Here is a 13,596-nt window from a genome sequence, read left to right on the forward strand (position 1 = left end):
CTTTATCAGGACTTGAGTTTTTTCTGCAGCTCATAAAGCTGATTCAGCGCTTCAAGAGGCGTCATTTCAAGGATTTCCAGCTTCTTCAGCTTGTCCGCTATCGCTTTTTCCTTTTGGGCTTCCCTGTTTGGCTTTACTTCCTTTGCTTCAAAAAATGAAAGCTGCTCATCGGCTTCCGACAAAGCTTGAGGGGCAGCAGCCGGGACTGGCTTGTCGTTTTCTGCCCCGCTTTCAAGTGCTGCGAGGATCTCCTGTGCCCTTTTAATCAGCTCAGCCGGGAGTTCTGCAAGCTCGGCAACATGAATGCCATAACTTTTATCAGCCGCTCCATCAGCAATTTTGTGCAGAAAAACCACTTTTCCGTCTTTTTCAACAGCCCTGACATGAACATTTTTCAATCTTGCCAGCTGTTCTTCCAAAACAGTTAATTCATGATAATGAGTGGAAAAAAGCGTCTTCGCTCCAATATGTTCGTGAATATGCTCAATAATCGCCTGGGCAAGGGCCATTCCATCATAAGTTGATGTTCCTCTCCCAATCTCATCGAACAGGACAAGGCTTTTGTCTGTCGCATGAAGAATCGCATTTCTAGCTTCAAGCATTTCTACCATAAAGGTGCTTTGCCCTGAAATTAGATCATCTGCCGCACCGATTCTCGTAAAAATCTGATCAAAAAGCGGAAGTTCTGCTTCTTCAGCAGGCACAAAGCATCCAATCTGCGCCAGTATGCTTGTGAGTGCAATCTGCCGCATGTATGTGCTTTTCCCTGACATGTTCGGCCCAGTAATTAAGAGCATTTCCTTTTCCGCATCCATCACGCAATCATTCGGCACATACTCCTGGCTGTTCATCACTTTTTCAACAACTGGATGGCGGCCATTTTTGATGTGCAAAGCATTTTCTGTAAAAATAGGTCTTGTATAGTGTCTTTTTTCACTGACTGCTGCAAAGCATTGCAGCACATCCAATTCAGAAATGCATTTTGCAAGAGACTGAAGCCTTGGTATATATTGTTTTACTTTTTCACGCAGCTCTAAAAAGAGCCTGTATTCCAAGTCCACCATTTTTTCTTCGGCTTCAAGGATAAGGGTTTCTTTTTCCTTCAGTTCAGGCGTAATAAACCGCTCGGCATTGGCAAGCGTCTGCTTTCTTTCGTAGCGCCCCTCTTTTAGATGCTGGAGGTTTGCTCTTGTAACCTCAATATAATAGCCAAAAATCCGGTTGTAGCCGATTTTCAGCGAGCGGATGCCTGTGATTTCCCGTTCCTTTGCCTCAAGCTCTGCAATCCATGTTTTTCCGTTTCTGCTTGCATGCCTGTACTGATCAAGCTCCTGATGATAGCCATCCTTCATCATATTGCCGTCTTTTACACTGATCGGCGGCTGCTCAACAAGCGCATGCTCAAGCAGAGCACGAAGTTCTTCGCAAGGATCTATATTTTGGGCCATTTCACTTGTGTACTCGTTATCAAGCGAAGAAACCAGGTCTAAAATTCCCGGAATTTTTTCTAAGGACTTTTTCAGCTGGATTAAATCGCGGCCATTCACATTGCCGAATGCGACTCTTCCTGCCAGCCGTTCCAGGTCGTATACTTCTTTCAGGCTCTCCCGCAAATCTTCGCGTTCAAAATATTTCTCGAGAAAGACCTCGACAACGCCAAGCCGCTTTTCAATTTCTTTTTTTGAAAGAAGGGGCCTGTCAATCCATTGCTTGATCAGTCTTCCTCCCATAGCGGTTTTCGTTTCATCGAGAAGCCAAAGCAGCGAGCCTTTCTTTCCTTTTGCGCGGATGGTTTCTGTTAATTCAAGATTTCTTTTTGAATAATAATCCATTTTTACATACTGGTTTAATTGGAACAAGGTAACTTTCTGAAGATGATCAAGGCTCCTTTTTTGAGTCCTGTTTACATAGCGGTAAAGCCTTGAAAAAGCAGCTTTTAGTCCCGTGTCGCTCAAATGGCTTGACAGGGCTTCAGATGCTTCATCAGGTTCATCCTGGTCTTCTATCGAAACAGCAGCAGCACAGCGCTCTTTTATTTTCGCCAGTGCTTCTTCGGGAAAGTGACTGCTGACGACAATTTCCTTTGCACCAAGCGTATAAATTTCATTAATGACACCTTCTATGGTATCGACCGCTGCAGCGCCATTTTCCCCTGTTGTCAGGTCGGTCATAGCAAAGGCATAGCCTTTTCCGTCTTCTGCAAGGGATACAAGGAAATTGTTCTCTTTTTCCTGAACGCCTTTGCCTTCCATGACTGTTCCAGGTGTAATCAGCTGAACAACTTCGCGCCTGACTACCCCTTTAGCCTGCTTCGGATCCTCTGTCTGTTCGCAGATGGCAACCTTATATCCTTTTTCTACAAGCTGTTCAATATATCCAGCGGAAGAATGATAAGGCACCCCGCACATCGGAATTTTTTCAGCTCCTCCGCCATCCCTGCTTGTCAGAGTAATTTCAAGCTCCTGAGATGCGTTAATGGCATCTTCAAAAAACATTTCGTAAAAATCTCCTAATCTAAAAAACAAAAAGGCATCTAAATAGTCTGCCTTAATCTTCAAATATTGCTGAATCATTGGGGTATATTGAGCCATATAGTTCCTCCAGTGCAGTAATGCAAAACACGTTTCATTATAACATAGGGAGAAGTGGAATGCGTGGCAGAAATCCCGGTGCAGGAAGAATGAGAGAAAAATAAAAAACTAGGAAGATCCCTCTCCCTAGCGGAAATTATTCATCTGCTTCCCCGACAATGAATTCCGGATCCAAGTCTTCAAATTCATCCTCCAGATCCTCTTGCCAGTCATCATCTTCATAGTTGCCATCTGGATGAACGGCAACGATTACTTTCGTTTCTCCAATAACCTCAGCATAGATTTCACGCTCTGCCTGAACGACGATTTTGCCCCCATTCGGAGATATATTCACTTCAAGGCAGTTAGGCTGCTGAAGGACTTTTGCCAATACTTCATGCTCATCATCCAAGTAGTTGTTATCTTTATAGCGGAGCTTTATATTATCAACATACCGGACTCTTTCTGTTACAACTTCTGTCTTTGTATTTTCTGCATAGGCATACCAGACATTAATGTCATAATATCCTTCAACTTCAACCGACCTGTTAACTTTTTGCGCATCATATTTATGGTTGATAATCCAACCGCCCAGAATGCTTGCAGGCTTTTGTGAAGGAGCGATTGTATGTGTGCACTGAGTAAATTTGCGCCCTTTCGCAACGACTGCTTTTGTAATAACCTCTCTGTAATCAGACATGTGAACAAACCCTCCTCGGATTCAATGGTCATTTCATTTTATGCCGGGCTCATTTAAATTGTTCTTTTACCCAATTGGAATAAAAGAATCATGCCTTACTTACCCACATAGTCCATTGTATGCTTCCACCGGAGAATATTTGCCCAAAATTTAGAAAAGCTTCATTCTTATTCTTTTATGTATTCACACCGGGTTCTCTCTGCTTTTGTTTTTTTAATTGGAGTATGGATGGAATACGAAAAGAGGCTGGGAAATAAATGAAACCACAGTCCTTAAAGGCAAACAATGTCTGATTGATATGAATAGTTCATCTTGAGGAACAGGTTCGTTCCATTGCGCTGCAGCCACTCCCTTTCCGCGGGGAGGAAGGCTTTAGCCTCCTCGGCTTCGCCTGCGGGGTCTCAGCCTTTCCTCTACTTCCCGCAGGAGTTGAGTGGCTTCCGCTCCATTCCACTAAGGTTTACGATCCTTAGAAAGAATAAACTCTTATTAAACCAAATAAAAACCCGAACGATTAGAGGAGTAATTCGCTTAAATCCACCTAATCATTCGGGTTTTTCATTATCTAAAGAACTTTTGTCCCAGCCTCTAAGATTTATGCAGGAGAAACAGTTTAGAAGGAACAGCCGCCTGGACTGTTGTTTACCTTTGAACCTGTTTCACCCTTCAGGAGATCTCCGCCAGTAGAACGGATGACCTGATTTGTTACATGATTGGAGATGGTATGTGCAACAAGCTGCAGCAAGTCATTGATTTCCAGCTGTGAATCCTTGAACTCCTGAATAATCGGAATGCCGTCCAATTCATCCTGCAGCATGTCAATTTTATCCTCCACCTGCTTCAGGGCCTCTGTCTTGCCGTAGTGCTGAAAATTTACTGCCTGTTTTTGAAGGCTTTTAATTTCAGCTATAATTCTGCTGATTTTCTGATTTTCATTAATTTGGGCTTCTGCCCTCTTAAAAAAATCCACTTCTTCCGTATCAGCAATCATTTTGGCAAGCTCACGGGCCTTCGCCACTACTTCATCCTTTGAATAGACTGCCATCTTAGTTCACCTCTATTGCCTCTTCAGCCATTTCTCCGTTTAATGTCCATGTTTTGGCTTTCAGGATTTTGACTTTCACAATTTGTCCAATCGCGGATTTTGGGCCTTGGAAGTTCACTAGCTTGCTTTTCTCTGTATAGCCGGCTAAAACATCCGGATTGTTTTTGCTTTCGCCCTCTACCAATACTTCGACAACCCTGCCTTCATATTCCTTCATTTTCTTGGCAGAAATTTCGTTTACAAGGCTGTTAAGGCGCTGAAGACGCTCTTTTTTCACTTCCATCGGCACGTTATCCTGCATTTTGGCAGCAGGTGTTCCCTCGCGCGGTGAATAAATGAAAGTATACGCACTGTCGTATTCTACTTCCCTGTAAAGCGAAAGCGTTTCTTCAAACTGCTCATCTGTTTCATTAGGGAAACCGACAATAATATCTGTTGTCAGCGTCGCATTTGGGATGGCCGCCTTAATTTTCCCGACAAGTTCAAGGTAGCGCTCCCGGTCATATTTCCGCGCCATCATCTTCAGGACCTCAGAGCTTCCTGACTGAACTGGCAAATGGATATGATCAAGCAGGTTGCCGCCTTTTGCAAGAACTTCAATCAGCCTGTCGTCGAAATCGCGCGGATGGCTTGTAGTGAATCGGATGCGCGGGATATTGATTTTCCGGAGCTCATCCATAAGATCGCCCAGGCCATAAGTCAAGTCAGCGAAGTCTTTGCCGTATGCATTCACATTTTGGCCAAGCAGTGTAATTTCCTTATAGCCCTGTGCAGCAAGTCCGCGGACTTCATGAATGATTTCCTCAGGACGGCGTGATCTTTCCTTGCCGCGGGTATATGGCACAATGCAGTACGTACAAAACTTATCGCAGCCGTACATAATGTTTACCCAGCCTTTTGTGCCACCTTTTCTGGCTCTTGGCAGGTTCTCGATTACGTCTCCTTCTTTTGACCACACTTCTACAACCATTTCTTTAGAAAGGTAGGCTTCGTTAAGAATTTGCGGAAGACGATGAATATTATGCGTTCCAAAAATCATATCAATATGAGCATGCTTTTGCATGATTTTATTTACGACGGATTCTTCCTGTGACATGCAGCCGCAAACACCTACAAGGAGATCAGGCTTTTCTAATTTCAACGGCTTTAAATGTCCGATTTCACCAAATACCTTGTTTTCAGCATTTTCCCTTATGGCACATGTATTCAGCAAAATAACATTTGCATCCTCAACTCCATCTGCCGGCTCATAGCCAAGCGCAAGAAAAATGCCTGCCATGACTTCTGTATCGTGCTCATTCATCTGGCAGCCATAAGTGCGAATGTAAAACTTCTTCCCGTCACCCATGTTCTTGAATTCTTCCGGGATTGAAAAGTCACTTTCGTATTTCACATCTTCTTTGCCGCGTTTTTTCGCGTCCTTTAAGGATGGCGGCATATATACTGCCTGAAAATACTTGCTATAATCCTTTTCGGATTTTTTGTCCGAAGAATCTGCCAAAGTATTTTCAAGACGCTGTTTTTCATTCATGCTAAAAAACTCCTTTCATTGCCTGCTGCCTGTAATCATCTTTAACATTGCCATCATATAAAAATTGTTTTTTAAGAAGCGGAAGCCGAAAAAAAAACAGTATTTTCTCAGTCTGCCAATAGTTAAGTATAACTTTTCCAATGGGGAATCTCAAGGGGAGAAGTCTTCCTCTTACAGACATTTCCATAAAAAAGAGAGGGGCAGCCCTCTCTTTTATCAGGAAATTATGTTTAATTCTCTGCCTGCTTTTTCAAAGATTCTGAGCGCCTTTTGAAGCTCCTCTTTTGAATGCTGCGCAGTAACGATGGTCCGGACTCTCGCCTGCCCTTTCGCTACGGTTGGGAAGGCAATCCCTTGAGCAAATACGCCGTATTGAAGCAATTTATCAGAGAACTGATGAGATAGCGCTTCGCCGCCGACCATAACAGGTGTGATCGGTGTTTCGCTTGTGCCTGTCTCAAAGCCAAGATCCCTCAGCCCTTTTTTAAAGAACTTCGTGTTTTCCCAAAGCTTTTCAATTAATTCAGGCTCTTCAATCAGCACATTGATGGCTTCTATGCATGCCTCTGTTACAGCTGGCGGATGCGAAGTGCTGAAAAGAAACGGCCTTCCTTTATGAATCAGGTAGTCTATCAATGTTCTTGTGCTTGCCACATAGCCTCCCAACACACCGATTGCTTTGCTCAGCGTGCCGACCTGGATATGAACACGGCCGTCAAGACCGAAATGGTTAACAGTGCCGCGGCCATTTGCTCCAAGAACTCCTGAAGCGTGAGCGTCATCAACCATTATAAGAGCATCATATTTTTCAGCAAGCTCCACAATTTCAGGAAGCGGAGCGATGTTGCCATCCATTGAAAAAACGCCGTCCGTAACGATCAGACGTACTCTGTAATCTGCTGATTCCTTCAGCGCCCGCTCCAAATCAGCCATATCCACATGCTTGTAAACCTTGCGCCCGGCTTTTGTCAGCCTGATCCCGTCAATAATGGATGCATGGTTTAAGGCATCAGAAATGACAACATCCTGATCTGTCAAAATAGCAGAAAGGACACCCTGATTTGTTGTAAAGCCTGACTGAAACACAAGCGCCGCTTCTGTATGCTTAAAATCGGCGAGCTTCTTTTCCAACTCTTCATGCATGCAAAGCGTGCCGGCTATTGTTCTGACTGAGCCCGTTCCTGCCCCGTACTGCTCTACAGCTTTAAGAGCTGCTTTTCTTAGTCTCGGATGGCTTGTTAATCCTAGATAATTATTAGAAGAAAGCTGAATAACTTCCTTTCCGTTAATAACAACCTTTGATCCCTGTTCAGATTGCAGAGGAATAAGCTTTCGGAACGTTCCCTGCTCCTTCATTTCATCAAGTTCTGCCTGCAGATATTCAAAGCCTTTCATAACTAAATCCCTCCTGTTTGTTTTTATGGGTGAAGCACCACTTTGCCGCATTTGCCCTGAATCATTAAATCAAAGCCCTGTGCGAAATCTTCCAGCTGAAAGTGATGGGTGATCATCGGCTTCACATCAACCTGGCCGGATTTTAAGAGCCTTGAGACCTGCTCCCATGTTTCATACATTTTTCTTCCCGTAATGCCCTGAACGGTAACGCCTTTAAAAACGACATCATTTGTTATGTCTATTTCCACCGGACGGACAGGCAGGCTTAAGATGGAAACTCTTCCGCCGTTTGTTACCATTTTAAACCCCTGATTCATGGCAATCGGATGGCCTGACATTTCACAGACAACATCAACCCCATGTCCATCTGTCAGCAGCTGAACTGCCGCAAGAGGGTCCTCTTTTCCAGAATTGATTGTGCTTGTCGCTCCCATTTGCCTTGCCAGCTCCAGACGGTAATCATTTAAATCAAGGGCGATCACTTGAGAAGCACCTGCTGCTTTTGCAACACCCGCAGCCATGATGCCGATTGGACCGCATCCTATAATCGCAACCGTTTTCCCTGCAACCTCGCCTGAGAGCACAGTATGAACGGCATTTCCCATCGGCTCCTGAACAGATGCCACATCAAACGGCATATCTTCGGGATTCTTCCACAGGTTTACTGCTGGAAGAGCCACATATTCAGCAAAACAGCCATCTGTATCAACACCGATGATTTTAGTGTTTTTGCAAATATGGTATTTTCCGGTTAAGCACTGCGGGCACGTTCCGCATACAATATGCGTTTCTGCAGAAACTTTATCACCAGGCTTTACATTTGTTACTTTATCTCCGATTTCCACCACTTCTCCGGAAAATTCATGCCCGAATGTATATGGCGGGTTAACCCTGCTTTCTGACCATTCATCCCATGTGTAAATATGGACATCTGTACCGCAAATGGAGGTTGCTTTTACTCTAATCAGCACTTCATCCTCTTTGATCTGCGGGATATCGACGACTTGCAGCTCTGCTCCATATCCTCTGGAGTTCTTTACAACCGCTTTCATCTTTCCATTCACAAAATACACTCCCCTTATCTAACCTGCTAATCTACCAGTAGATTAACATGCTTCGACAAGGAAGTAAAGATCGCTTTCCTCCTCAGGCGGACAGTTGATTGCCTGTGGAAAATTACAGCCGATTTTTTTAAAGCGCTTTCCTCTCGGGGGCATTCTAAGACAGCCGCTGCAGGAAAAAATTTCGGCGCACCCCGCCTTTTTTGCAAGAATATAAAAAACAGCCGGGTAAAATCCGGCTGTTTCACATTACATGAATTCTGCTGTGAGTGACTGAAACACTTCTTCCGACATAGTGAGCTCTGCCTCTGCAAGAGGTTCAGCTCCGTAGCCTGACAGCATCTCCTGGTAGGACGGTCTTTCCTTATTTTGATAAATTAACCCTGTCAGCAATCCTTTATATTGCATAACAGCCTGCATCGCCTGCATCCTGTCAGACGAATCGTATTCATCCAGCTCAGACAGCTTCGTGAGGTTCTGCTTGAACCATTCGTACGTGTTGACTTTATTGTAGGTTACACAGGGACTGTAGACATTAATAAAAGAAAATCCCTTATGCGTCATGCCTGCTTCAATCAGTGACGTCAGCTCCTTCAAGTCTGTTGAAAAGCTCTGTGCAACAAAAGTTGCCCCTGCTGACAGCGCCATTTCAAGAATAGAGAGGGCGCTTTCCACTGAACCGTTAGGGGTGCTCTTTGTGACAAAGCCCGTGTCGCTCCTCGGCGATGTCTGGCCTTTTGTGAGACCGTATACCTGGTTATCCATTACGATATACGTAATGTCGATATTTCTTCTGATAGCGTGAATGGTATGCCCCATTCCGATCGCAAATCCATCTCCGTCTCCTCCTGATGCAATAACAGCCAGATCCTTGTTTGCCATTTTTACACCTTGTGCGATGGGAAGCGAACGGCCATGAATTCCGTGAAAGCCGTAGGAATTGATATAGCCAGATATTCGTCCTGAGCAGCCGATTCCTGAAATGACCGCAAGCTGGTGAGGCTCAAGGCCAAGATTTGCCGCAGCCCGCTGAATGGCAGCCTGTACAGAAAAATCACCGCAGCCAGGGCACCAGTTTGGCTTGATCTGATTACGAAAGTCTTTTACTGTAGCCAATTATACCAGCTCCTTGCATTTATCATAAACTTCTTTCGGCAAAAACGGATTTCCTTCATATTTTAAGAGACTATGGATTTTATCTGCATGGCCGGCATTCATCTTAATAATGTTTGCGAGCTGCCCTGTAGCATTATTTTCAACAACAAGAACCTTCTTAGCCTGAGCGAGATACGGCATTAGCGCATCAGCTGGAAAAGGGTGAAGCAGCCTTACATGCACATGACCGGTCTCGATGCCTTCTTTTTCCAGCCTGCTGCATGCCTCTTCAATCGCTCCCCTTGTCGAGTTAAAGCCGATCAAAAGAACATCGCTTTCTTTTGGTTCACTGGCAGAGTGAATCGGCCGTTTGATGCTCATGCCCGACAGCTTGCGCATCCTTTTATCCATTTGCGCGATCCGGTTGAAAGCCCCTTCAGACGGTTTGCCTGTTTCATCATGTTCAACGCCTGTCACATGATGAATGCCGTTTTCCGTGCCAGGGAAAGACCTTTTAGAAACGCCTTCTGGTGTGACCTCATATCTTCTGAACGCGCCCTTTTCTGCCAGTTCTTCCTCGCCTGCAAGCTGGCCTCTTCGTATTTCAATTTTATTGTAATCCAAAGGTTCAACAGACTGTTTCCCAAGCGAAAGCTGCAAATCTGACAAAAGGATAACAGGACATTGAAATTCCTCAGCCAGATTAAATGCCTCAATGGTGTCATAAAAAGCTTCCTGGACAGTGCTTGGAGCGAGCACAATCTTAGGGATTTCTCCATGAGTGCCGTAGATCATTGCCATCAGATCAGATTGCTCCTGTTTTGTCGGCAAACCGGTACTCGGGCCTCCTCTTTGCGTGTCGATAATCACAAGCGGAGTTTCAGTAATGCCGGCAAGACCGATCGCTTCCATCATCAGGGAGAGCCCGGGCCCCGCTGAAGCTGTAAAAGATCTTGCGCCTGCATAATTCGCACCAATGGCCATTGTACATGCAGCAATTTCATCTTCTGTCTGAATGACTGTGCCGCCGAATTTCGGCAGTTTTTTGATCATGTATTCCATAATTTCTGATGCGGGAGTAATGGGATAGGCCGCCATAAAGCGGGCTCCTCCTGCAAGGGCTCCCATCGCAATGGCATCATTGCCGATCATGAACATTCTTCTTTTTCCATCCGCCTTGTCAAGATGGTAGCGGTCTTCCATATAGCCAAGCTGCGTCTTTACATATTCTGCTCCCTGCCTGATTGCTTCCATGTTTTTTTCCACAATCTGCATTCCTTTTCTGCCATATGTGTCTGCAACCACTTCCCTGAAGGCTTCAGAATCAATATTAAGCAATGTGCTTGATGCCCCGATGGCAGCCATGTTTTTCATAAGCGGCGTTCCAAGGCCTGAAGCAATGTCTGTGAAAGGGATAACGAATAGAATTGCCTGATGATTTTCAGGAAGAACAGGTTTAAATTTTGCGTCTGCCAGAACAATGCCTCCGTGAACTAATTCATCTGCATTCACATCAATTGTTTCCTGGTCAAAAGCAACCAGAATATCAAGGTCATCTGATACAGACCTGACTTCTTTCGTACTGACTCGGATTTTATTGTTCGTGTGCCCGCCCTTGATTCTTGAAGAAAAATGCCTGTATCCATACAAATAGTACCCTAGCCGGTTGAGGGCAGCCGCGAATACCTCACCTGTCGACTCGATCCCTTCCCCCTGCTGGCCGCCCACTTTCCACGAAAGCTGCTCCATCTCTGCCGATCCCCCTCATTCATGCACTCGCTTTTCCATATCTTTTATTTTAGGTAATGCTTTCAAAAGAAACAACCCAATATTTTGATTTTTCTGATATTTATTCAGGCAATCGATCCGCAAAATTGCTGTACAAGAATCTTTCGACAAGACTCTCCGGATACCGCTTTAAAAGTTCTTGAATGAGGCTGTCATACCCCTTATAGCTCTCAAGCCCTGTAATCGTTTCTTCAATTCCGTCAAAATCTGATCCGAAACCAAGATGCATGCTGCCCCCAAGAGAACAAATGTAGTCTACATGATGCAGCAGATCATGCAGCACAGGCTTCCCGCCTGCTGTAAATTGCGGAACAAATGTGACACCAATTGCCCCGTCTTTTTCCATTAACGCTTTCAGCTGGCTGTCATTCAAATTTCTTGGATGAGGACAGAGCTTATAAGCATTGGAATGTGAGGCAACAGGATATTCAGCCCGCTCAAGCACATCCCAAAAACTCTGTTCAGACAAATGGGATAAGTCTGTCCATACTTTCATTTCATTAAATGAGTCCACAAGACGGCATCCCAGCTCTGACAATCCTCCGTTCCTTGTTTCAAGAGCTCCGTCCGCGAAATAATTAGCATAGTTCCATGTCAGATTAAAGCTTCTGACACCAAGCCGGTAAAGAGTTTCTGCGAGATTGACCGAATTTCCGAGCGGCCCGCATCCTTCAAGGGTTAATAAAGCACCGATTTCTCCCTCTGCCAGATTTTCGGCTTCTTTTTTTGATGTAATGTGTTTGATTGATGGAAAACGCTGCAGAATGCAGGAATGAAATAGAGAAATTTGCTTCAGCACAGCAGGCAATTTTTCCTCTTGAGGCAAATAATCAGGGATAAATACTGCAAAGCATTGAATTTTGGCAGAATGATCAAACAGCTGCTGAAGAGAAGACTGCACACCTGCTCCACTGTATACATCAATAGAGGGATCCAGCCATAATTTATAAAGCAAGTCACAATGCGCATCAAAAATCTGCAACAGCTTTCCCTCCTATACTTAGTAAGAACAGCAGGAGTTACAATTAAAAACAACCTGTTCGCCGTATAGGCGGACAGGCTGCTTCATATAAGTTATCGAGGCTCTACGATCAGCTTAATCGCAGTACGTTCTTCACCGTCAATTTGAATATCTGTAAAAGCAGGAATGCAGATCAGATCCACTCCACTGGGTGCTACAAATCCTCTTGCAATCGCTACTGCTTTTACTGCCTGGTTAAGCGCGCCCGCTCCAATTGCTTGAATTTCAGCAGCACCGCGCTCACGCAATACTCCTGCGAGCGCACCGGCAACGGAATTTGGATTAGACTTAGCTGAAACTTTTAATATTTCCATTCGTGGTTCCCCCTTATTCTTTACCATGAATCGTCTGAAATCCCTTGGAACACTGATTATTGGATATTGTCCAAAAAGCTCATCCCCATGTGCTTTTTAAAACGAATTCGGCTAATCATTCCATTGATACTATATTCACTAGTGAAGAGGGGTATTCCTGCCTGAATCTTGTTTTTTTCAAAAAATTCAAATAGATGCCAGCGTCTCTGAAAAGAGCTTGAGGGAGATTGCCCCAAGTTTTTCAAAACGATTGACTGCTAATCAAAAAAGAGGTGGTCATCATTAATCTGAATGCGTTTAATGCTTTTGCCAAAACCTGTTTTGCTGTCCAATTCCACAAGAACTCCGCTCAGCTGTGTCCGGCCCTCTGCTGTGTCAAACCGAACAGGCAATGAAGTCAGGAATCTTTTTATGACCGCATCTCTTTCCACCCCGAGAATCCCGTCATAAGGTCCTGTCATACCTGCATCAGTTAAGTAAGCTGTTCCTTTCGGGAGAATCCTCTCATCTGCAGTCTGAACATGTGTGTGAGTGCCGACAACAGCAGACACACGGCCATCGAGATACCAGCCGATCGCCTGCTTCTCACTCGTTGCTTCTCCGTGAAAATCAACAAATATATACGGCGTGCGTTTGCGCGCCTCTTCTACCAGTTCATCTGCTTTTCGAAAAGGGCAGTCAATCGGAGGAAGGAATGTCCGGCCCTGCAAATTGATGACCGCGATTTCTTTCCCTCCAGCCTTAAAATAATAAATGCCTTTGCCTGGTGTTCCGGGCGGGTAGTTAGCCGGTCTGATCAGCTGCGGGCTTTTATCGATAAACTCAAAGATCTCTTTCTTGTCCCACGTATGGTTTCCCATCGTTATAACATTTGCGCCCGCTTCCAGCAATTCGCGATAAAGCTTTTCTGTCAGTCCTTTGCCGTGCGCAGCATTTTCCCCGTTCACAATAATTGCGTTTGGACGATGTTTTGATTTCAGCTTAGGGAGGTAATGTTTAATCATATCCCTGCCCGCATGACCAACAACATCTCCTATAAAAAGTATTTTCATGAAGCAGCCCTTCCATCAGTCATA

General features: G+C 44.7%; 11 protein-coding genes. All 11 read right to left on the reverse strand.

Annotation, left to right across the window (positions count from 1 at the left end; genetic code table 11):
- Positions 1-5: 5 nt before the first annotated feature.
- Positions 6-2,591, reverse strand: coding sequence for a DNA mismatch repair protein MutS (gene mutS / locus LRR81_RS05555; RefSeq protein WP_231788280.1), 2,586 nt, complete (start codon positions 2,589-2,591; stop codon positions 6-8).
- A 136-nt stretch (positions 2,592-2,727) separates the two neighbouring features.
- Positions 2,728-3,270: an outer spore coat protein CotE gene (locus LRR81_RS05560; protein ID WP_231788281.1), complete on the reverse strand. Its 543-nt coding sequence runs from the start codon at positions 3,268-3,270 to the stop codon at positions 2,728-2,730.
- A gap of 613 nt (positions 3,271-3,883) precedes the next feature.
- Positions 3,884-4,315 carry a RicAFT regulatory complex protein RicA family protein gene (locus LRR81_RS05565; RefSeq protein WP_231788282.1) on the reverse strand — a complete coding sequence of 144 codons (432 nt, stop codon included), beginning with the start codon at positions 4,313-4,315 and terminating at the stop codon, positions 3,884-3,886.
- A gap of 1 nt (position 4,316) precedes the next feature.
- Positions 4,317-5,846 carry a tRNA (N6-isopentenyl adenosine(37)-C2)-methylthiotransferase MiaB gene (miaB, locus tag LRR81_RS05570; RefSeq protein ID WP_231788283.1) on the reverse strand — a complete coding sequence of 510 codons (1,530 nt, stop codon included), beginning with the start codon at positions 5,844-5,846 and terminating at the stop codon, positions 4,317-4,319.
- A 216-nt stretch (positions 5,847-6,062) separates the two neighbouring features.
- The gene (locus LRR81_RS05575) at positions 6,063-7,241 is read right to left on the reverse strand and encodes a glycine C-acetyltransferase (protein WP_231788284.1); all 1,179 of its coding nucleotides are present in this window, start codon (positions 7,239-7,241) and stop codon (positions 6,063-6,065) included.
- A gap of 23 nt (positions 7,242-7,264) precedes the next feature.
- Positions 7,265-8,305 carry an L-threonine 3-dehydrogenase gene (gene tdh / locus LRR81_RS05580; RefSeq protein ID WP_231788285.1) on the reverse strand — a complete coding sequence of 347 codons (1,041 nt, stop codon included), beginning with the start codon at positions 8,303-8,305 and terminating at the stop codon, positions 7,265-7,267.
- A gap of 246 nt (positions 8,306-8,551) precedes the next feature.
- Complete coding sequence (locus LRR81_RS05585) at positions 8,552-9,418, reverse strand: 2-oxoacid:ferredoxin oxidoreductase subunit beta (protein WP_231788286.1); 867 nt, start codon at positions 9,416-9,418, stop codon at positions 8,552-8,554.
- Complete coding sequence (locus tag LRR81_RS05590) at positions 9,419-11,146, reverse strand: 2-oxoacid:acceptor oxidoreductase subunit alpha (protein WP_231788287.1); 1,728 nt, start codon at positions 11,144-11,146, stop codon at positions 9,419-9,421.
- A gap of 100 nt (positions 11,147-11,246) precedes the next feature.
- Positions 11,247-12,167 carry a dipeptidase gene (locus LRR81_RS05595; RefSeq protein ID WP_231788288.1) on the reverse strand — a complete coding sequence of 307 codons (921 nt, stop codon included), beginning with the start codon at positions 12,165-12,167 and terminating at the stop codon, positions 11,247-11,249.
- A gap of 92 nt (positions 12,168-12,259) precedes the next feature.
- Positions 12,260-12,520 (reverse strand): stage V sporulation protein SpoVS, encoded by a 261-nt coding sequence (spoVS, locus tag LRR81_RS05600; RefSeq protein WP_003181955.1) that lies wholly within the window; start codon positions 12,518-12,520, stop codon positions 12,260-12,262.
- Positions 12,521-12,777: 257 nt separating this feature from the next.
- Positions 12,778-13,572 (reverse strand): TIGR00282 family metallophosphoesterase, encoded by a 795-nt coding sequence (locus LRR81_RS05605; RefSeq protein WP_231788289.1) that lies wholly within the window; start codon positions 13,570-13,572, stop codon positions 12,778-12,780.
- Positions 13,573-13,596 lie beyond the last annotated feature (24 nt).

This window comes from Metabacillus kandeliae (genome assembly GCF_021166585.1).
Taxonomy (GTDB): Bacteria; Bacillota; Bacilli; order Bacillales; family Bacillaceae; genus Metabacillus_B; species Metabacillus_B kandeliae.

Bases quoted from the DNA above. Each gene is read 5' to 3' on its own strand.
- spoVS (WP_003181955.1), bottom strand. From the start codon at position 12,520: ATGGAAATATTAAAAGTTTCAGCTAAGTCTAATCCAAATTCCGTTGCC.
- LRR81_RS05605 (WP_231788289.1), bottom strand. From the start codon at position 13,572: ATGAAAATACTTTTTATAGGAGATGTTGTTGGTCATGCGGGCAGGGAT.
- LRR81_RS05560 (WP_231788281.1), bottom strand. From the start codon at position 3,270: ATGTCTGATTACAGAGAGGTTATTACAAAAGCAGTCGTTGCGAAAGGG.
- miaB (WP_231788283.1), bottom strand. From the start codon at position 5,846: ATGAATGAAAAACAGCGTCTTGAAAATACTTTGGCAGATTCTTCGGAC.
- LRR81_RS05565 (WP_231788282.1), bottom strand. From the start codon at position 4,315: ATGGCAGTCTATTCAAAGGATGAAGTAGTGGCGAAGGCCCGTGAGCTT.
- mutS (WP_231788280.1), bottom strand. From the start codon at position 2,591: ATGGCTCAATATACCCCAATGATTCAGCAATATTTGAAGATTAAGGCA.
- LRR81_RS05590 (WP_231788287.1), bottom strand. From the start codon at position 11,146: ATGGAGCAGCTTTCGTGGAAAGTGGGCGGCCAGCAGGGGGAAGGGATC.
- LRR81_RS05575 (WP_231788284.1), bottom strand. From the start codon at position 7,241: ATGAAAGGCTTTGAATATCTGCAGGCAGAACTTGATGAAATGAAGGAG.